The sequence below is a fragment of the Comamonas endophytica genome, from assembly GCF_023634805.2.
In the GTDB taxonomy this organism is placed as follows: domain Bacteria; phylum Pseudomonadota; class Gammaproteobacteria; order Burkholderiales; family Burkholderiaceae_C; genus Comamonas; species Comamonas endophytica.
Genome location: NZ_CP106881.1, coordinates 3,010,784 through 3,028,682, shown reverse-complemented (window position 1 = coordinate 3,028,682; position 17,899 = coordinate 3,010,784). Strand labels below are relative to the sequence as shown.

The following is a 17,899-nucleotide window of genomic DNA, read 5'->3' as shown; positions in this document are numbered from 1 at the left end:
GCCTGTGCCTTGCGCCCGCCAGCGCTGCTGGCCATCCAACGCGCTGCACGGGCGGTTTTTGGGGCTGCATGGGGAGGCCGCCGATGGCGCCTGCTGACACCCCCGCCCTGCCCCCGCCTCCCGCAGCGCATGTGCTCGCGGTTCCAACCGGGTGGCAGTGCCTGGAATTCATCTCCGACCTGCATCTGCAGGCGAGCGCGCCGCGCACCGCCGCGGCCTGGCTCGACTACCTCACGCACACCAGCGCCGACGCGGTGTTCATGCTGGGCGACCTGTTCGAGGTCTGGATCGGCGACGATGTGCTGGACGATCCCCACAGCTTCGAGTCGCACTGCTGTGCCCGCCTGCGCGAGATCTCCCGCCGGCGCGCGCTGTTCTTCATGCAGGGCAACCGCGACTTCCTCACGGGTGCGAAGTTTGCCGAGCGCAGCGGCTGTACCTGGCTGCCAGACCCGACGCAATTTGATTTCGATGGCCGGCGCTATCTGCTGAGCCATGGCGATGCGCTATGCATCGACGACACGGACTACCAGCGCTTTCGCGCGCAGGCGCGCAGCGCCGCCTGGCAGCAGGCCTTCCTGCAGCAGCCGCTCGAGACGCGGCGCGCCCAGGCGCGCGCCATGCGCGAGCAAAGCAGCGCGCAGCAGCGTGCGGCGCTGAAATATGCGGAGCTGGACCAGGAGGCCAGCCGGCAATGGCTGCAGGCCGCCGGCGCCACAACGCTGATCCACGGCCATACCCACCGTCCCGCCGACCATGCGCTGGCGCCGGGCCTGCAGCGCATCGTGCTCAGCGACTGGGACCTGGAAGCCACGCCGCCGCGCGCCGAAGTACTGCGCCTCACGCGTGGCCGGGGCCTGCAGCGCCGGCCCTGGCCTGAATCCGGCGCCGCCGCATGAGCCTGCGCAATCTGTGGAACCGGCTTCAAGGCCGCCTGGCGCCGGTGCCGGAGATCGACGCCGCACTGTGGCTCGAGGCCATACGGCCCTACCCCTTTCTTGCCGCGCTGACCCTTGACGAGCAGGCCAAGCTGCGCGCATTGGTGGCGCTGTTCCTGCAGCGCAAGCAGTTCCATGGCGCGCACGGCCTTGAGGTGACCGACCTGATGGCGCTGCAGATCGCGGCGCAGGCCTGCCTGCCGCTGCTGCACTGGGGCGCGCCGCGCGAGGCGCTGGCCTGGTATGGCGATTTCGTCGGCATCGTGGTGCACCCGGGCGAGGCCGTGGCGCGGCGCGAGTCCGTGGACGAAGCCGGCGTGGTACACCACTACGACGAAGTGCTGCTGGGCGAGGCCATGGAAGGCGGGCCGGTCATGCTCAGTTGGGAGGCCGTGGACGACACGCGCCACAGCACGGCGGCCGGCACCAGCGTGGTGATCCACGAATTCGCGCACAAGATCGATATGCGCGACGGCGCAGTCGACGGCTGCCCGCCGCTGCCGCCGGGTTTCATGGGCAGCGCCAGCGCACGCGCGGCGCGCGCGCTGTGGCATGCGGCCTGGCAGCCCGCCTATGAGCGGTTCCGCGAACAGGTCATCATTGCCGAGCGCTTCAGTGGCGCCTGGCCCTGGCTCGACAGCTATGGCGCGACCGCGCCGCCCGAGTTCTTTGCCGTGGCCTGCGAGGCGTATTTCGTCAACCGCGAGCGCTTCGCGCAGGAATTTCCCACGCTGGCGCCGCAGCTGGCGGCGTTCTTCCAATCACGGCCCTGAACCGGGTCAGCGCAGGCCTTCGAGCCACTGCATGCTGGCGCGCAGTTCGTCGGGGCGGATCTCATGCGCGCTTTCGAACTCGCGGTAGCTGAGCGCCAGCGGCAGCGCCTGAACATGGCTGCGCATGCTGTGCGCGCTGGTCAGCGGGATCACGTTGTCATGGGTGCCGTGGCTGATCCACAGCGACTTGCCCTCGAACTGCGCATCCTGCGCCTGCAGCGAGCGCACCTCGGGCAGCAGCCGGCTGTGCCAGACCATGGCGGCGCGCAGCGACTGCGGCTGGGTCAACAGCTGCGACAGGGCCATGATGCCGCCCTGGCTGAAACCTCCGACCACCGTGCGCTCGGGCGCGATGTCCAACTGCTGCTGCACTTGCGCCAGCGTGCGCCCGAGCAAGGCGCGGGCATCGCGTTCCTGCTCCACATCGATATGGCGCGTGCCGTTGCGGTCCACGGTGAACTGGAACCAGGCATTGGCCTGGGGGCCCATCGGATAGGGCGCGCGCAGGCTCAGCACATGGAAATGTGCAGGCACATAGGGCGCCAGGCCGAACAGGTCCTGCGCGTTGCTGCCGACGCCATGCATCAGTACCAGCAGCCAGGGGCCGTCGCCCGCCTCCAGCGGTTCGCGCTGCAGGAATTCCAGGGGCAGATCGGTCAAACGGGTCATGGTGTTCCTATTGTTGTTGGCATTCATCGTCTACAGGCTCAGTACCCCGGCGGCTTGCCGCGCAGCGCCTTGGTGGCCGAGCGCAGGCTCTTGCCCTCCAGGCGGCGCAGCTTCGAGGCCCGCGTGGGCTTGGTGGGCCGGCGCGGGGTTGGCGGCCGCGCCACCGAATCGACCAGCGCCTGCAGCCGGGCCAGCGCATCGGCGCGGTTCATGTCCTGGCTGCGGAACTGCTGCGCCTTGATGACGATCACGCCGTCGGCGGTGAGGCGCTGGTCGCCGAGCGCCAGCAGCCGCTCCTTCACGGCATCGGGCAGCGAGGACGCACGCACGTCGAAGCGCAGGTGCACCGCGGAGGACACCTTGTTGACATTCTGGCCGCCGGCCCCCTGGGCCCGGATGGCGCTGATCTGCACTTCGTCGAGGCTTACGGTGAGGGACATACGGCCATTGTCACCGCTGCGGCCCATCCACGGCAGCAGTGGCGCGTTTTCCCCTGGTACAGGCCGGTGCAAGGCCGCGCGGTCTCAATCCCCGCTGTCCCAGTGCAACACCTGCAGCGCGGCGGCGACATGCACCAGGTTGTGGGAAAGCGGGCGCGGCAGCAGCTCCTGCGCCTGGGCCAGCCGGCGCAGCAGCGTGTTGCGGTGCACGTGCAGCTGCCGAGCGGCCTGCGTGGCGTTCGAGCCGGCGCGCAGGAACATCCACAGCGCGCGCGCCAGGCCGGGATCGGCAGTGGCCAGCCGCCCCAGCGCATGTTCCACGAATTGTGCGCAGGCCTCGGCATCCCGGGTTACCAGCGCCACCAGCCGCACCTGGTCGAAGCTGATCACGCGCGCGCTGGAATGCACGCGGCCCAGCACCCGCTGCGCCGCGAGCGCCTCCTGGTGCGTGCGGCGAAAGCCGTCAATGCCGGCAGCGGCGCTGCCCAGCGCGATACGTACGCCGGGCAGGCCCTGCAGCGCCTGGCGCAGCTGCGCGAGGTCCACGGTCCGGCTGCCAGACGCCCAGGCCCAGAGCGTGCCGGCGCTGGCAGCCACCGGCAGCAGCTGCGGCGCCCGTGCGCAACGCGCCAGCGCCTGGGCCGCGCGCTCGAGCGCATCGGCGCCGGGGCCGCCCTGCTCGCTCCAGATCAGCGCGCCTTGGTGGCGCTGCTCCAGCGCATAGTTCAGCGCCTGGGATGCCATGGGCGTGGCAGGCTCCACGCCCTCCAGGACGCGCTCGACCAGCGCCCGGCGGTCCACCGGGGTGCCGCGCGCCCAGCCTTCCTGCTCGGCCTTGATGAATGCCGCGATGCCGTCCAGGTTGGCGTCCATGAAGGCCCGGATCGAGCGCGAGGACAGGTCCAGCAGCTCGCGCAGCTCGGCCGGCTCCGCGGTCAGCCCGAAGGCGATGTCCATCCAGCGCTGCCAGGCGGCGTTCTCCCCGGCGCGCGAAGCCTTGAACAGCGTGTCCACGGCGCCGCGGCGCACGCGCTCGCGCGCGTTGTCCAGCATATCGGGGGTCAGGTGCGGCGGCACCGGCGCGCCGGGGTCGGCGACATTGGCCGCCGCCCAGTGGACCAGGCTGGCGAGCGTGGCGCGGCGCGACGCCGCCCGCAGCACCGGGTCCTCGGCAAAGGACTGTCCGGCATCGGCCGCCTGGCTGGCCTGGTCGATTTCATCGATCCACTGCGGCGGCGCCTGCAGCGCAATCTCCGCGCCCTGGCGCAATAGCTCGCGCACGCGTGGCGACGGTGCGCCTGCCGCGCCAGGGCGCGCCGTCGCCAGGGGATGGGCGTGGGTGGACAGCATGGAGGGGACAGGTGCAGATCGCACTGCTTTCAATGCATTGCGATGCAGTCTAAACCTTGTCTGCTCCCCTCTTTCCCAACACCATGGGCCCATAGCCCACTGGAGGAGTCGCCATGCCGGAGCCTTGCATCGAGCATCTGGACGTGCTGATCGTCGGCGCGGGCCTGTCGGGCCTGGGGGCTGCGCATTACCTGCAGGCACACCAGCCGGCCAAGTCCTGGGCCATCGTGGAGGCACGCGCCGCAACCGGCGGCACCTGGGACCTGTTCCGCTATCCGGGCGTGCGTTCCGACTCCGACCTCTACACCTTCGGCTACGAGTTCAAGCCCTGGGTCCACGGCCCTTCCATTGCGCGCGCTCCCGACATCCTGGCCTATCTGCGCGAGGCTGCGGCCGAAAGCGGCATCGACCGCAAGGTGCGGCTGCAGCACCGCGTGGTGGGCGCGCAGTGGTCCAGTGCCGATGCGTGGTGGACCGTGGACATCGAGCGCCTGGACAACGGCGAAAACCTGCAGCTGCGCTGCCGCTGGCTGTTCAGCGCCGCCGGCTACTACCGCCATGACCAGGGCTACACCCCCGAACTCGAAGGCATCGAACGCTTCCAGGGGCCCGTGGTGCATCCGCAGCAGTGGCCCGAGCAGCTGGAATGGGAAGGCAAGCGCGTGCTGGTGGTGGGCAGCGGCGCCACCGCCGTCACGCTGGTGCCGGCGCTGGCCGGGCATGCGGCGCATGTGACGATGCTGCAGCGCACGCCCGGCTACGTGGTGAGCCTGCCCTCGGTGGACGCCCTTGCCGGCGTGCTGCACCGGTGGCTGCCGCAGCGCTGGGCCCATGCGCTCATGCGGCGCAAGAACATCGCGCTGGCGCAGAAGATGTGGCAGCTGTGCCGCAGCCGCCCGCAGGCCGCGCGCCGGATGATCCGCGCGCGGATCCAGCGCGCGCTGCCCCCGGGCTATCCCGTGGACGAGCATTTCAATCCGCCCTATGCGCCCTGGGACCAGCGTCTGTGCCTGGTGCCCGATGGCGACCTGTTCCAGGCCATCTCCTGCGGCAAGGCCTCCGTGGTCACCGACCGCATCGCCTGCTTCACCGAGCAGGGGGTGAAGCTGGCATCGGGACGCGAACTGGCCGCGGATATCGTGGTCACGGCCACGGGGCTGAACCTGCAGCTGCTGGGCGGCATGCGCCTGTGCGTCGACGGCCAGCCGGTCGATCTGGCACGCAAGGTGGTGTTCAGGGGCATGCTGCTGGACGGTGTTCCCAACCTGGCCTTCGCCATGGGCTACACCAACGCCTCGTGGACGCTGAAGGTCGGCCTGGTCTGCGAGCACCTGTGCCGGCTGCTGCGGCATATGGACCGCCACGGCCACGCCATCTGCCGCCCTGCCCCGCCGCCGCCGGACATGCCCACGCGCCCGCTGCTGGGCCTGAGCTCCGGCTATGTGCAACGCGCGCTGGCCCATCTGCCGCGCCAGGGGCCGCGTGCGCCCTGGTCCATGCCCATGGACTACCGGCGCGATGCCCGGGCGCTGCGCCGCGGCCCGATCCGCGACCCCTTCCTGCAATTCACCCGCGCGGGCCAGGCGCCCGCCGCGCCACCCAAGGAGCCCGCCATGGCCTCACCCCATATCATCACCCCGCGCGAACAGCTGGATTTCGACCTGCAGGGCGACATCCCGCGCTACTGGCTGGACGGCCATCCGTTCAAGTCGCGCTTCTTCGACGCGATGTCGGTCACCTTTCCCGAGGGCGAGCGCTACTTCATCAGCTGCGTGCGCGACTTCGCCGACGCGGTGACCGATCCGCAGCTGAAGCAGGACATCAAGGATTTCACGCGCCAGGAAGGGCAGCACGGCATGGTCCACCGGCAGTTCAACGAGCGCCTGAGGGCCCAGGGCGTCGATGTGGACCGGCTCGAAGGCTTCACGCGCTGGCTGCTGTTCGGCGTCATGCGCCGCTTCTTTTCCCGGCGCCACACGCTGGCCGACACCGCGGCCTGCGAGCATCTCACCGCCATCATGGCGCGCGCATTCTTCACGCGCCAGGCCATGGCCGCGGCCGATCCGCGGGTGCATGCGATGTACACCTGGCACGCCATGGAGGAAACCGAGCACAAGGCCGTGGCCTTCGACGTGATGCAGCAGGTGGCCAAGGTCGGCTACCTGCGCCGCAGCTACGCGCTGCTGGAAGCCACCTTCAGTTTCAACCTGCAGGTGCTGCTGTTCACCTTCGCCATGCTCAAGACCGATGGCTTCTCGCGCGCGCAGCGCCTGCGCATGCTGCTGCCGAGCCTGTGGTGGGTGTATGGCCGGCGCGGCATCTTCACGCGCCACATGCGCCCGTACCTGCGCTACTTCAAACCCGGTTTCCACCCATGGAACGAAGCGCTGCCGGACAACTACCACCTGTGGCTCGAGACCTTCGAGCGCACGGGTGATCCGCTGCAGGCCGGACAGGCGGTGCATGCGGTCACGCACACCGCATAGCGCCTGGCCGGCATGCGGCCGGTTCAGGGCAGTGGCGCGTCGAGACAGGCCACCAGCATGGCGTCGAAGCGCGCGGGCTGCTCGTACTGCACCCAGTGGCCGGCGTCTTCGATCCAGTGCAGTCCGGCGAAACGCGGTGCCGAACGCGACAGCGCCAGCTCCAGCTCGGCCTGGCGGCCCTGGTAGAGCATGTCATGGCGGCCGTAGATCGCGTGCACCGGGCAGGCCACGCGGCGCAGTGCCTGGGCCAGCGCATCGGTCTGCGACAGGCGCCGGCGCGGCAGGCGGTCGCGCAGGACATTCTGCACATGCAGCGCCAGCGTGTCGTCATCGATGGCCTGCGCGTCGTGCAGCATCAGTGCCTGCAGATTGTGGCGGTGCGCCTGCTCGCGCGCCGCGCCGCTCTCCAGATGGCGCCAGCCCAGCAGCCGCACCGGCCGCTCGTCGCGCATCCACATCGCGGGAGCGCCGACCAGAACCAGCCGGCGCACGCCTTCGGGAAAGCGCGCAGCCAGCAAGCCGGCCGTCATGCCGCCAAAGGAAAAGCCCACCAGATCGAAGGCGCGCTGCCCCAGCAGCCAGCGCAGGCCCTGGTGCAGAGGTTCGGGAATGGTGTCGGCATCCTGCCCGCCGGGCACGGCGTCCGAATCACCGAAGCCCGGCAGATCCGGCGCCCAGACCTGCCGGCCCGTGGCCGCCAGGGCCTCGATGTTGCGCACCCAGTGGGTCCAGCTGCCGCTGCCGCCATGCAGCAGCACCACCGGCGGGAGCTCAGCGCTGCCCGCACCGCTGCCCGCGCCGCTGCCCGCGCCGCCCCATTGATGCCAGACGATATGTCCATCGCCGCAAGGCGTGGTCATGCGCCGCGCGCGCGCCCGCAGCTGCGCTACCGCCTCCGGAATGCGTGTTTCTTCGTCCATCGTGCTCACCACTGCGCCACCGCGTCGATGGCCAGGCCGTAGCCCGCCACGCCAAAGCCGCACATCACGGCGCGCGCCGCTGCGGACAGATAGGAATGGTGGCGGAAGCTCTCGCGTGCATGCACGTTGCTGATGTGCAGCTCGACCAGCGGCACGCCCGTGCCCTTGACGGCATCGAGCAGCGCCACGCTGGTGTGGGTATAGGCCGCGGCATTGAGGATCAAGGCCGCCAGCTCACCGCGGGCATGCAGCCGGCCGGCTTCGTGGATCCAGTCGACCAATGCGCCCTCGTGGTTGCTCTGGTGGAAAACCAGCGCCAGGCCGTGGCGCGCGCAGGCCTGCTCGCACAGCGCCTGCACGTCGGCCAGCGTGGCCGAGCCGTAGATGGCGGGCTCGCGCGAGCCCAGCAGGTTGAGATTCGGGCCGTTCAGGACATAGACAGTTTTCACACAACACTCCGGACGTCAGACGCCGGAGATTATGCGGGCCCTGCGCCCTGCCCGCCTGCGCAATCAGCGGTGGCCGTAACCGCGATGTCCGTGACCATGCCGATGGCCGTGGCGGTGTCCATGGCCGCGGTGCTTGTCGTAGTGCTTGTAGTGGTGCTTGCCGTAATAGCGGTGCGAGGGAACCACTACCACGGGCGCCGCATGGTAGACGGGGCGCGGCGCATAGACCACCGGCGGCGGGGCGTAGTAGACCGGCCCCGAAGCCACGACCACCGGCGCCGTATTGGCCACGCCCAGCGAGACGCCGGGAGAATGCACGCCCACCGACCAGACCACGTCGCGCGCCTGGGCCGCGCCGGCTCCGGCCAGCGCCGCCAGCGCCAGGGCTGCACCTGCCATACGGGCGCGCCACGAATGCGAAAGGCTTGTTGTCGTCATCAGAATCTCCTTGTATCGATCGGCCTGCCGGGTCGGCTTGCCGCAGCGCGGAAGGCACTGCATGAATGCTTAACGCGCGACCATGCAATTAGGATGGCTGATAGGTGTAATTAAATTGTGTCTATTCGCGACCAAGAAGTTTCAGTTGGTAAGAACCCCAAACCGGGCAGACGCCTAAAATGCCCGGATGAGTTCTTCCGACGTCACCAACACCTCCCCAGAGCCGCTCAAGCCGAGCAACTTCCTGCGCCAGATCATCGAGGCCGACCTGGCCAGCGGCGCATATGCCCAGCGCCACTGGGGCGGCAGCCCTGGCGATGCCGCGCACCATGAAGCCGGCGTGCCCGACCCGGCCAGGATCCGCACGCGCTTTCCGCCCGAGCCCAACGGCTACCTGCACATCGGCCATGCCAAGAGCATCTGCCTGAACTTCGGCCTGGCGCGCGACTATGGCGGCGTCTGCCACCTGCGCTTCGACGACACCAATCCCGAGAAGGAAGACCAGGAGTACGTCGACAGCATCATCGATGCCGTGCACTGGCTTGGCTTCGACTGGGCCCAGGCCGGCGAGGCCCCGGGCAGCGCCGCGCCCTACCAGGCGAGCGACTATTTCGACTTCATGTACCGCGCGGCCGAGTACCTGATCGCGCAGGACCTGGCCTATGTCGACGAGCAGTCGGCCGAGGACATGCGCGCCAACCGCGGCGACTTCACCAGGCCCGGCACCAACAGCCCCTTCCGCGATCGCACGCCGGCAGAGAACCTGGAGCGCTTCCGCGCCATGCGCGACGGCCAGGTGGCCGATGGCGCGGCGGTGCTGCGCGCGAAGATCGACATGGCCGCGGCCAACATCAACCTGCGCGATCCGGCCATCTACCGCGTGCGCCACGCCGAGCACCACAACACCGGCAACAAGTGGTGCATCTACCCGATGTACACCTTCGCGCATCCGATCGAGGACGCGCTCGAGCACATCACGCACTCGATCTGCACGCTCGAGTTCGAGGACCAGCGCCCGTTCTACGACTGGCTGCTGTCGCATCTCGTTGCCGGCGGGCTGATTGCCGCGCCGCAGCCGCGCCAGTACGAGTTCGCACGCCTGAACCTGACCTATGTCGTCACCAGCAAGCGCAAGCTCAAGCACCTGGTGGACAACGGCATCGTGCAGGGCTGGGACGACCCGCGCATGCCCACCGTGGTCGGCCTGCGCCGGCGCGGCTATACGCCGCAGAGCCTGCAGACTTTCTGCGAACGCATCGGCGTGACCAAGGACTACAGCTGGATCGACTACGCCACGCTCGAAGGCTGCCTGCGCGAGGACCTGGAGAACCAGGCCCACCGCGGCATGGCCGTGCTCGACCCGGTCAAGCTGGTGCTGCAGAACTGGGATGACGTGATGGGCGCAGGCCACCTCGAGCCCTGCACGCTGCCGGCGCTGCCCCACCCGCCCGAGGGCCAGGAGCCGGTGCTGCGCCACTTCACCATGGGCCGCGAGGTCTGGATCGAGCGCGAGGATTTCCAGGAGGTGCCGGCCAAGGGCTACAAGCGCCTGTTCCCCGGCAACCGCGTACGCCTCAAGGGCGGCTACGTGATCGAGTGCACCGGCTGCAACAAGAACGCCGAGGGCGAGATCACGGAGGTGCTGGCGCAGCTGGTGCCCGATACCAAGAGCGGCACGCCCGGCGCCGACAGCGTCAAGGTGAAGGCCGCCATCACCTGGGTCGGCGTGGCCGATGGCGTCGAAGCCGAAGTGCGCCTCTACGACCGCCTGTTCACCGATGCCCAGCCCGACGCGGGCGGCAAGGACTTCCTCACGCTGCTCAACCCGGACAGCCTGAAGGTCGTGACCGCGTTTGTCGAGCCCTCGCTGGCCCATGCCGCGCCCGACACGCGCTTCCAGTTCGAGCGCTTCGGCTATTTCGTCACCGACCGCCTGGACCATGCGCCGGGCAAGCCGGTGTTCAACCGGATCACGGGGCTCAAGGACAGCTGGGGCAAGTAAATTTCGGCAGGGGACCGTCCGTCCTTCGACGAGCCCAGAAGAACGGATTTTTACCGTTCGCCCTGAGCCTGTCGAAGGGTGTCTGATCAACCAAGCAAAGCGTCTCAACACCCTATCAAAGGCTGCCCCGGCAGCCTTTTTCTCTTTTCCCGTTCCCTCCTCCATCCAAACACCATGCAACCCCTGCTCGACGCCATCGCCACGATGGACTTGCCCACCGATGCCCGGCGCATCTTCCACGGCCGCGGCGGCCTTCATCCGGGCTGCGAGCACTGGGTGCTCGACGCCTACCCGCCGGTCTTGCTGCTGACCAGCTTCCAGCCCGCGACCGACGAGGAACTCGCAACCATTGGCGCGGCCCTGGCGCAGCGCTGGCAGCAGGCCGCGCCGGACCAGCCGCTGAACTGGGTGTTCCAGTGCCGGCACGAAGGCCGCAGCGAGACCCGGCTGATGGCCGGCAGCGTGCCCGAGCCGCATGTGGTGACCGAGGCCGGCACGCGCTACCGCGTGCATGTGCTCAGGGGCCAGAACCATGGCTTGTTCCTCGACATGGCCGAAGGGCGGCGCTGGGTGCGCGAGCATGTGGCCGCGCATCCCGAGCGGGAACGCTTCGGGCTCAAGGTGCTGAACCTGTTTGCCTACACCTGCGCGTTTTCCGTCGTGGCGCGCCAGGCTGGCGCGAAGCAGGTGCTCAATCTCGACATGAGCCAGGGGGCGCTGGCCATCGGCCAGCAGAACCACCAGCTCAACGGCATCACCGAGGGCGCAAGCTTCCTGGCGCACGACATCTTCAGCACCTGGGGCAAGATCGGGCGCGGCGGCCCCTACCACCTGATCATCGTCGACCCGCCAAGCTACCAGAAGGGCAGCTTCGTCGCGACCAAGGACTACGCAAAGCTGATGCGCCGCCTGCCCGACCTGCTGCGCCCCGGCGGCCATGCGCTGCTGTGCCTGAACGCGCCCGAGCTGGGACAGGACTTCCTGCAGGACCAGATGCGTGAACTGGCGCCGGAGCTGGAATTCATCGAGCGCGTGGCCAACCCGCCGGTATTTGCCGACGTGTCAGCCGAGCGCGCGCTCAAGGTACTGGTCTACCGCGCACCCGAATGAGGCCTACGCCGCCCTCCCCGGGAGGGCGGCACAATGCTCTGCCATGCAAATGCCCACTTCACTTCCATCGCGCCGCAGGGCGCTGCAAGCCGCGCTGTGCGCACTGGCCGGCACGCCCGTATGGGCCGCGCCGGCCAAGAAAGCCCCCGCCCTCGAGGTGTGGCCCAACGATTCGCGCGTGCCCGGCGGCATTGCGCGGCTCTCGCTGGGCCCCGCGCCCCAGCGCCCCACGGTCACCACGGGCGGGCTGCCGGTGCTGGTCGTGGGCGACATGATCGAATGGACGGCGATCGTCGGCATTCCCCTGTCGGCCAAGCCGGGAACGCACCGCGTGCAGGTCGATGTGGGCAAGGGGCCGAAGGAGTTGAAATACCAGGTGCGCGACAAGCGCTATCAGGAGCAGCACCTCAAGGTCTCGCCCAAGACCGTCGATCTCGCGCCCGAGGACCTGGCGCGCCACGAGCGCGAGCGCGCGCACCAGCAGCAGATCATGGAGCTGTTCACCGCGTCGCGCAGCCAGGAGCTGCGCATGCGCGTGCCGGTGCCCGGGCGGCGCTCGAGCTCCTTCGGGCTGCGCCGCGTGTTCAACGGCCAGCCGCGCAATCCGCACAGCGGCATGGACATCGCAGCCGCTACCGGCACCGCGGTGGTCGCGCCGCTGCCGGGCAAGGTGGTGGATGTGGGCGACTATTTCTTCAACGGCGGCACGGTCTGGCTGGACCACGGCGGCGGTCTGCTGAGCATGTACTGCCACTTGAGCCGCATAGATGCAAAGCCCGGCGACCTGCTGGCCACGGGCGAGGCCTTTGCCGCCGTGGGCGCCACCGGCCGCGTGACCGGGCCGCACCTGCACTGGGGCGTGATGCTCAACCAGACGATGGTCGATCCGGCGCTGTTCGTGCCGGCCTGATCACTCCTCCGGCAGCGCCTCGGACTGCAGGAAGCGCTTGACCAGGTCGAAGAAATTCTCGTAGAAGGCATCGGCGGCAATGGTCTCGCTGCCCACCTTCACCATCGAATCATTGGTCGCGGACAGCGGCAGCGACACCGAGCCCAGCGCGCCCACGCCCAGGCTGGCCGAGCTGGCGCTTTTCTTCAGCGCATAGCGGTCCTGCAGCGCGGTCACGAAACCCAGGCTGACGCTGTGGTCGGCGGTCTCGGGCACGCACACCACGCGGATCAGCATCTGCAGGTGCACTTCGGGCTCGGGCTGAAAGCTCTTGTTGCCCTCGACCAGATCGGCGCTGGCGTTGTTGATCATGTAGCCCTGGCTGAGCAATGCGCGGCGCGCGGCCTCGCAGGTCTGCGCCGGCTTGGCGTCGAACAGCCGCGAATAGGTCGCCGTGGAGGAGAAATCCTCCTGCGAGCGCACCTTCTTCATGGGCTCGTTGGCACAGCCCGCCAATGTGCCGGCCAATGCCAGCCAGGCCATCGGCCAGAGGCCGCGCCGCCAACCGTCCCTCCACGTCTGCTTCACCACCAGGCTCCTTGTTGCGCGATCGAACGCAAGATACTTTGACATCCTCCCCTGTCTGAAGGCAGGGGATTCCCACGATGCCGTGCAAGACCAGCTTTCGCCCGGAACGCGGCCTACCTGAGACGATCGAGCTGACTCACCGGGCCGCGGCGCGGGCATGGGTTGCAGGATACCACTGGGCTTGGCTGCCTTGCGTTCGAGCGGGCGCTGGAGCGCGCTCCCGGGCTTAGGCAGTCAGGCTTTGTTCAGGCGGGATTTTTGGTTGGTGTGATGGGGGCCGTTCGCTGGTGGCTGTTCTGCTGGCATGCGTCAGGCGGATATGGCTGGCGAGCCTCCGCTGCTCCCGGCTTGGGGCCGGATATCTGCTATCAGGACTTTGTTTTGCGGATGACGTCCCGTTGCGATGTCATGAGCTTGCTGAATGGGTGGCACCCCTGATTTCGCGGATCAGACAATTGCCTATGCATAACGCAATGGGGGATATGGTGGGTCATGGAAGTTGAATTAAATGATTCAACGATATAGATGGATGGGGTGACGGACGGCTGGCCATCTTTGTGGAACGCACCCGGGGCAGGCCCGATCCGTCCGATAGCCATTGGCAGGGCAACGGGCTGTTCGCCGGCAGCCTGCGCGCGGGCCAGCGCGCAGCGGCGGTGACGAGTCTCGTGCAATCTGCACGTATGAACGGGCATGACCCGTATGCATATCTCAAGGATGTGCTCACGCGGCTACCCACGCACAGGTCCAGCCGGATGCAGCAGCAGCTGCCACATCATTGCCAAGCAGCGAGCGACTGATCGATCACCAGCTGATCGGGAGCAGTCAACATGGGATCGCCGCGCCCTTACCCATGACTTCCATGGGTTATGCAGGACGCCTGCCTTTACACCCATCACTGCGCCCCATCAACGCATCTGCCAAAGCCGCCAGTTTGCCAAAGTCAATGTGCCGAGCTATGACTTGCAGGGGATCCCCAACCTCATCGAGCTTGGCTTTGCAGCTGCCATCAAGCAAAGAGGTCGAACTTCAGGGCACTGCGTGCGGTGATTATGTTCCGCTTCTACCGCATGGCTCCGTTGGATTCAGCTCTGTGCTGAGGTTTTGGGAGGTTCCCACACGTGTGTCTGATGGCCTTCGCTCCCCGAAGCTTCATCCAGATAGCCGGCGAAACACAGGCGCAATCGGGCGGAAGGCTAACCCATAACCCTAAATCTCGCTTGTGAAATTTGTGGTGGATTTGCTCTAATTTTGTGCAAGGCTGCACCAAATTAGTTTCACGGCAGAGAAATCAATAATATTCACTGATAAAAATAATTATAAACGAAGATTTTTTGTGCACTATTGGTGCATTAGAAATACTAATGCTGGCATAAGAATTGCTCGTTTGCTGAAGACGCAGCATATTTTTTAGGATGCGGCTACTTATATGTTGCATTTGGAGCCCCAGCATGCCCCAGAAATTGATTGCCAATCGCCATTTTCTCGCCGTTGTTTTTGGCGCTCTCTATTTTAGCTTTTCATTTCCGGCTATGGCGGCAGATGAATATCCAAGCAAATCGATTAAGGTAGTGGTGCCATTCCCACCAGGTGGTATTAATGACACTGTAGCCAGACCCGTCTTAAAGAAAATGGGCGATATTCTGGGGACTGGTTTTGTGGTGGAGAACAAACCCGGCGCCAGCGGTACCATCGGCACTGCGCAGGTCGGCAAGGCTGTAGCTGACGGCTATACCCTACTTCTTGGTGCAGCAAGTACCATGGCGGTGGTGCCCCACATGATCAAAAATGTCACCTACGACTCCGCAAACGACTTTGTTCCAGTCGGTGGCATCGCTTCGGTGCCCAGCGTGCTGATTACCGGCAAAAAGCAGGACTTTCCCACCTATGCAGCTTTTGTGCGGGCTGCCAAGCAAAAGCCTTCGGAGCTAACCTTTGGCTCGGCTGGGGCAGGCACCTCGCACCATACTCAGCAGAGCTTTTTGAACCTGAAGCAAGGCATTGAGATGCTGCACATCCCCTACAAGGGCAGCGGCCCGGCCATGGGCGATTTGCTGGGTGGTCAGATTGACTTCTTGATGGACCCCATCTCCACCGCAATTGTGCAGATCCAGGCCGATAAAGTCCGGGCGTTGGGCATCACCAGTGACCAGCGTTCGCCCCTGCTGCCCAATGTGCCTACGTTCAAGGAGCTGGGCGTGAAGGACTTCGAGGTCAGTACTTGGTTTGGCTTGTTTGCGCCCAAGGGAACGCCCGCAGCAGTGATCAAGAAGGTGGAATCTGCATTGGGCGAGGCGCTCAAGGATGCGGAGGTCAAAAAATTCATGGATGAGCGTGGCATGAACATCTTGCCAAAGAACTCGGCCGAGATGCAAAAATTTGTCCAAGCGGAGAATGCGCTGTGGAAGGACGTGGTTAAGAAAACCAGAATCTCCATCGACTAAGCTCAAGCATGCGTCGCATACTTCCGCCTCTTTCCGCCATTCGTCCGTTTGAAGCCGCTGCCCGTCTGGGCTCGTTCACCGCTGCGGCGGAAGAGATTTCGCTCACCCAAGGCGCGGTCAGCCATCAGATTCGCAATCTGGAGCACTTTTTGGGCAAGCGATTGTTCGAGCGTCATGTGCGCCGAGTGGAGTTGACGGAGGAAGGCAGGGAGTTCTACGCCGCCTGCAGCAATGCGCTTGATGAGCTGGAAAGCGCCACGCACGCCGCGCTGGCGAGCCGCGCGCACCAGATCATCAACGTCTCAGCGCTGCCCACGTTGGCTATGTCGTGGCTGATGCCGAGGCTGGCCGAGTTTGCGACAGCCTGCCCTGGCATCGAGGTGCGCATCTCGACCTCGATTGCGCCGGTGGACTTCAAGAGCAGCGACATTGACGTGGCCCTGCGTGTGGGCCGCGTGCCGGGGTGCAACTACGAAAAAGGCCAGCCGCACATTGACCTAAAGATGGTGGCCAGCTGGGACGGCGTGGTGGCGGACTACCTGTTTGACGACATCTTGGTGCCGGTGATTGCCCGCGGTTTGCTCGACAACGGGCCGGCCATTCACAAGGTGGAAGATTTGCTGCAGTACCCGCTGATCCACACCGCCAGCCGCCAGCATGTGTGGCGCGACTGGTTGGGCTCACATGGGGTATTGCAGCCGTTGCTGACCAGCCAAGCGGTTTATGGACACTTCTTCATGTCGCTGCAAGCGGCTAAGGCCGGCCAGGGCATTGCCATCGTGCCGCAAAAAATTGCGGAGACGCAGGTAGGTCCGGGCTCTGACTTGGTGCCTGTGTGGCAAGCCGGCTGCCCCAGTGCGGGCTCTTACTACCTGCTGATGCGCGAAACCGCGCTCGAGAGCGAAGCCATTCGCAGCTTTCGGGAATGGGTGATGTCGATTGCCGTGGCCGAGCTGATTTGAGGCATCGAGAGCGCGGCGCAGCCTCACGGCGCACGATCTTCCCTCAATGCATTAGCAAAACTAATAGCTATTAAAAAAACGATCGTTTGTCCGTTGTGACGGCGGTTCCTAGAATTTCCAGCATCGATTAGGAGAGTTGTTATGCAAGCACAAACCCGCCCCCTGCGCATTGGTATTGCCGGTCTGGGTGCCGTAGGCAAGAAATTGGCTGAAACCCTGGACGCCGGTATGGACGGTCTGGTCCTCAGTGCCGTGGCTGTGCGTGACACCGCCAAAGCCCAGGCCACCCTGGGCCATCTGAAGCAGATGCCTGTGTTGACCGACATTGCCGGTCTGGCCGAGCTGTGTGACGTGGTCGTGGAATGCGCCCCTGGCGCCCTGCTGCCCGCCATTGCCCGCCCCGTGCTGGAGCAAGGCAAGACCGTGGTGGTGCTCAGCTCCGGCGCACTGCTGACGAATATGGACCTGATCGAAGTGGCCAAGGCCCACGGCGGCACCATTTCTGTGCCCACCGGCGCTTTGCTCGGGCTGGACGCCGTGTGCGCGGCCGCTGAAGGGGAGATCCAATCGGTGCGCATGGTCACCCGCAAGCCTGTCAAAGGCCTGCTGGGCGCCAAGTACCTGGTGGACAACAACATCCAGATCGAAGGCATCACCGAGCCGGTACAGATCTTCAAGGGCTCGCCCCGCGAGGCTGCGGTGGGTTTTGCCGCCAACCTGAACGTGGCCGTAGCCCTGTCGTTGGCGGGTATTGGCCCTGACCGCACCACGCTGGAAGTGTGGGCCGACCCGACGGTGGACAAGAACACGCACAACATCGAAGTGGTGTCTGACGCGGCGCTGTTTTCGATGCAAATCCAGAACATCCCCACCGAGAACCCCAAGACTGGCCGCATCACTGCACAGAGCGTGATTGCCACCTTGCGTAAGATGCGCGCACCGCTGCGTGTGGGTACCTAAGCCCGGCGCGTGACGCCCGAGCCCTTGTGTTGGATTTGACGAATTGATTGGGATGACCCGGGCTATACCTCCCTTCCATCTCGCCTTTCCCGTGAACCACCTGGACATGGCCCGCCACTTCTACCGCACCGTAATGGGCTGCCCCGAAGGCCGCAGCACCGACCAGTGGATTGACTTCGACTTCTACGGCCATCAGATCGTCACGCACCTGGTGCCGGGCCACAACGGCGCTGCCGTGGTCGGCAAGGTCGACGGCCATGGCGTGTCCGTGCCGCACTTTGGTGTGGTGCTGGACATGGCCAGCTGGGAAGCCCTGGTAGAAAAACTGCGCGCCGGCGCCACGCAGTGCGGGCTGGAGCCTTGCATCCGCTTCATGGGCTTGCCCGGTGAGCAGGCCACGATGTTCTTCAAAGACCCTTCGGGCAATGCCATCGAAATCGAAGCCTTCGCCAGCTTGAACTCTCTGTTTGCCAAGTAAGCC

General features: G+C 66.1%; 17 protein-coding genes and 2 pseudogenes. 11 read left to right on the top strand and 8 right to left on the bottom strand.

Annotated features, from left to right (window positions below):
• Positions 1–83 precede the first annotated feature (83 nt).
• On the top strand, positions 84–899 hold the full coding sequence (locus M9799_RS13685; protein WP_231045025.1) for a UDP-2,3-diacylglucosamine diphosphatase: 816 nt from the start codon (positions 84–86) through the stop codon (positions 897–899).
• On the top strand, positions 896–1,711 hold the full coding sequence (locus tag M9799_RS13680) for a M90 family metallopeptidase (protein WP_231045024.1): 816 nt from the start codon (positions 896–898) through the stop codon (positions 1,709–1,711). Before M9799_RS13685 ends, M9799_RS13680 begins: the two co-directional genes overlap by 4 nt.
• 6 nt (positions 1,712–1,717) lie before the next feature.
• Here M9799_RS13680 and M9799_RS13675 read toward each other — a convergent pair whose 3' ends face one another.
• The 3 genes from M9799_RS13675 to M9799_RS13665 all read right to left on the bottom strand — a co-directional run bounded on the left by M9799_RS13675 (position 1,718) and on the right by M9799_RS13665 (position 4,170).
• Positions 1,718–2,371 carry an alpha/beta hydrolase gene (locus M9799_RS13675; protein WP_231045061.1) on the bottom strand — a complete coding sequence of 218 codons (654 nt, stop codon included), beginning with the start codon at positions 2,369–2,371 and terminating at the stop codon, positions 1,718–1,720.
• 47 nt (positions 2,372–2,418) lie between these two features.
• On the bottom strand, positions 2,419–2,820 hold the full coding sequence (gene arfB, locus M9799_RS13670) for an alternative ribosome rescue aminoacyl-tRNA hydrolase ArfB (RefSeq protein ID WP_231045023.1): 402 nt from the start codon (positions 2,818–2,820) through the stop codon (positions 2,419–2,421).
• Positions 2,821–2,904: 84 nt separating this feature from the next.
• Positions 2,905–4,170, bottom strand: coding sequence for a PucR family transcriptional regulator (locus M9799_RS13665; RefSeq protein WP_231045022.1), 1,266 nt, complete (start codon positions 4,168–4,170; stop codon positions 2,905–2,907).
• A 113-nt stretch (positions 4,171–4,283) separates the two neighbouring features.
• Between M9799_RS13665 and M9799_RS20580 the strand changes: the two genes are divergently transcribed.
• Positions 4,284–6,656: a metal-dependent hydrolase gene (locus M9799_RS20580; RefSeq protein WP_304505216.1), complete on the top strand. Its 2,373-nt coding sequence runs from the start codon at positions 4,284–4,286 to the stop codon at positions 6,654–6,656.
• A 23-nt stretch (positions 6,657–6,679) separates the two neighbouring features.
• On the opposite strand, the gene M9799_RS13650 is transcribed toward M9799_RS20580, so the two are convergent.
• From M9799_RS13650 to M9799_RS13640, 3 genes are all read right to left on the bottom strand, one after another.
• A complete protein-coding gene (locus tag M9799_RS13650; protein ID WP_231045021.1) occupies positions 6,680–7,576 on the bottom strand; it encodes an alpha/beta fold hydrolase in 897 nt (298 codons plus the stop codon).
• Positions 7,577–7,581: 5 nt separating this feature from the next.
• On the bottom strand, positions 7,582–8,025 hold the full coding sequence (gene aroQ / locus M9799_RS13645) for a type II 3-dehydroquinate dehydratase (RefSeq protein ID WP_231045020.1): 444 nt from the start codon (positions 8,023–8,025) through the stop codon (positions 7,582–7,584).
• Positions 8,026–8,088: 63 nt separating this feature from the next.
• Positions 8,089–8,463: a hypothetical protein gene (locus M9799_RS13640; protein WP_231045019.1), complete on the bottom strand. Its 375-nt coding sequence runs from the start codon at positions 8,461–8,463 to the stop codon at positions 8,089–8,091.
• Between the two features lie 187 nt (positions 8,464–8,650).
• On the opposite strand from M9799_RS13640, the gene M9799_RS13635 reads away from it, so the two are divergent.
• From M9799_RS13635 to M9799_RS13625, 3 genes are all read left to right on the top strand, one after another.
• Positions 8,651–10,465 (top strand): glutamine--tRNA ligase/YqeY domain fusion protein, encoded by a 1,815-nt coding sequence (locus M9799_RS13635; protein WP_231045018.1) that lies wholly within the window; start codon positions 8,651–8,653, stop codon positions 10,463–10,465.
• A 174-nt stretch (positions 10,466–10,639) separates the two neighbouring features.
• Entirely contained in the window at positions 10,640–11,575 is a 936-nt protein-coding gene (locus M9799_RS13630) for a class I SAM-dependent methyltransferase (RefSeq protein ID WP_231045017.1), read from the top strand.
• 43 nt (positions 11,576–11,618) lie between these two features.
• A complete protein-coding gene (locus M9799_RS13625; protein WP_231045016.1) occupies positions 11,619–12,485 on the top strand; it encodes a peptidoglycan DD-metalloendopeptidase family protein in 867 nt (288 codons plus the stop codon).
• On the opposite strand, the gene M9799_RS13620 is transcribed toward M9799_RS13625, so the two are convergent.
• Positions 12,486–13,007, bottom strand: a complete 522-nt coding sequence (locus M9799_RS13620) for a DUF2242 domain-containing protein (protein ID WP_377008722.1) — start codon at positions 13,005–13,007, stop codon at positions 12,486–12,488. It lies immediately after the preceding gene.
• A gap of 624 nt (positions 13,008–13,631) precedes the next feature.
• Here M9799_RS13620 and M9799_RS13615 point away from each other — a divergent pair.
• Positions 13,632–13,852, top strand: a pseudogene (locus M9799_RS13615) (transposase domain-containing protein); the annotation flags it as partial.
• Between the two features lie 73 nt (positions 13,853–13,925).
• Here the strand turns inward: M9799_RS13615 and M9799_RS20575 are convergent.
• Positions 13,926–14,106, bottom strand: a pseudogene (locus tag M9799_RS20575) (IS5/IS1182 family transposase); the annotation flags it as partial.
• A 397-nt stretch (positions 14,107–14,503) separates the two neighbouring features.
• Between M9799_RS20575 and M9799_RS13610 the strand changes: the two are divergent.
• The 4 genes from M9799_RS13610 (at position 14,504) to M9799_RS13595 (ending at position 17,896) form a co-directional block, all read left to right on the top strand.
• A complete protein-coding gene (locus M9799_RS13610; protein ID WP_231045015.1) occupies positions 14,504–15,496 on the top strand; it encodes a Bug family tripartite tricarboxylate transporter substrate binding protein in 993 nt (330 codons plus the stop codon).
• Positions 15,497–15,504: 8 nt separating this feature from the next.
• Positions 15,505–16,458 carry a LysR substrate-binding domain-containing protein gene (locus M9799_RS13605; protein ID WP_231045014.1) on the top strand — a complete coding sequence of 318 codons (954 nt, stop codon included), beginning with the start codon at positions 15,505–15,507 and terminating at the stop codon, positions 16,456–16,458.
• 141 nt (positions 16,459–16,599) lie between these two features.
• Positions 16,600–17,418: an aspartate dehydrogenase gene (locus M9799_RS13600; protein ID WP_231045013.1), complete on the top strand. Its 819-nt coding sequence runs from the start codon at positions 16,600–16,602 to the stop codon at positions 17,416–17,418.
• Positions 17,419–17,470: 52 nt separating this feature from the next.
• The gene (locus M9799_RS13595; RefSeq protein WP_231045012.1) at positions 17,471–17,896 is read left to right on the top strand and encodes a VOC family protein; all 426 of its coding nucleotides are present in this window, start codon (positions 17,471–17,473) and stop codon (positions 17,894–17,896) included.
• The last annotated feature ends 3 nt before the right edge of the window (positions 17,897–17,899 follow it).

What these genes read in the sequence shown, in the direction of transcription:
- M9799_RS13605 (WP_231045014.1), top strand. Translation starts at nt 15,505, where the DNA reads ATGCGTCGCATACTTCCGCCTCTTTCCGCCATTCGTCCGTTTGAAGCC.
- arfB (WP_231045023.1), bottom strand. Translation starts at nt 2,820, where the DNA reads ATGTCCCTCACCGTAAGCCTCGACGAAGTGCAGATCAGCGCCATCCGG.
- M9799_RS13635 (WP_231045018.1), top strand. Translation starts at nt 8,651, where the DNA reads ATGAGTTCTTCCGACGTCACCAACACCTCCCCAGAGCCGCTCAAGCCG.
- M9799_RS13665 (WP_231045022.1), bottom strand. Translation starts at nt 4,170, where the DNA reads ATGCTGTCCACCCACGCCCATCCCCTGGCGACGGCGCGCCCTGGCGCG.
- M9799_RS13680 (WP_231045024.1), top strand. Translation starts at nt 896, where the DNA reads ATGAGCCTGCGCAATCTGTGGAACCGGCTTCAAGGCCGCCTGGCGCCG.
- M9799_RS13650 (WP_231045021.1), bottom strand. Translation starts at nt 7,576, where the DNA reads ATGGACGAAGAAACACGCATTCCGGAGGCGGTAGCGCAGCTGCGGGCG.
- M9799_RS13630 (WP_231045017.1), top strand. Translation starts at nt 10,640, where the DNA reads ATGCAACCCCTGCTCGACGCCATCGCCACGATGGACTTGCCCACCGAT.
- M9799_RS13640 (WP_231045019.1), bottom strand. Translation starts at nt 8,463, where the DNA reads ATGACGACAACAAGCCTTTCGCATTCGTGGCGCGCCCGTATGGCAGGT.
- M9799_RS13685 (WP_231045025.1), top strand. Translation starts at nt 84, where the DNA reads ATGGCGCCTGCTGACACCCCCGCCCTGCCCCCGCCTCCCGCAGCGCAT.
- M9799_RS13620 (WP_377008722.1), bottom strand. Translation starts at nt 13,007, where the DNA reads ATGGCCTGGCTGGCATTGGCCGGCACATTGGCGGGCTGTGCCAACGAG.
- M9799_RS13610 (WP_231045015.1), top strand. Translation starts at nt 14,504, where the DNA reads ATGCCCCAGAAATTGATTGCCAATCGCCATTTTCTCGCCGTTGTTTTT.
- M9799_RS13595 (WP_231045012.1), top strand. Translation starts at nt 17,471, where the DNA reads ATGACCCGGGCTATACCTCCCTTCCATCTCGCCTTTCCCGTGAACCAC.
- M9799_RS13600 (WP_231045013.1), top strand. Translation starts at nt 16,600, where the DNA reads ATGCAAGCACAAACCCGCCCCCTGCGCATTGGTATTGCCGGTCTGGGT.
- M9799_RS20580 (WP_304505216.1), top strand. Translation starts at nt 4,284, where the DNA reads ATGCCGGAGCCTTGCATCGAGCATCTGGACGTGCTGATCGTCGGCGCG.
- M9799_RS13625 (WP_231045016.1), top strand. Translation starts at nt 11,619, where the DNA reads ATGCAAATGCCCACTTCACTTCCATCGCGCCGCAGGGCGCTGCAAGCC.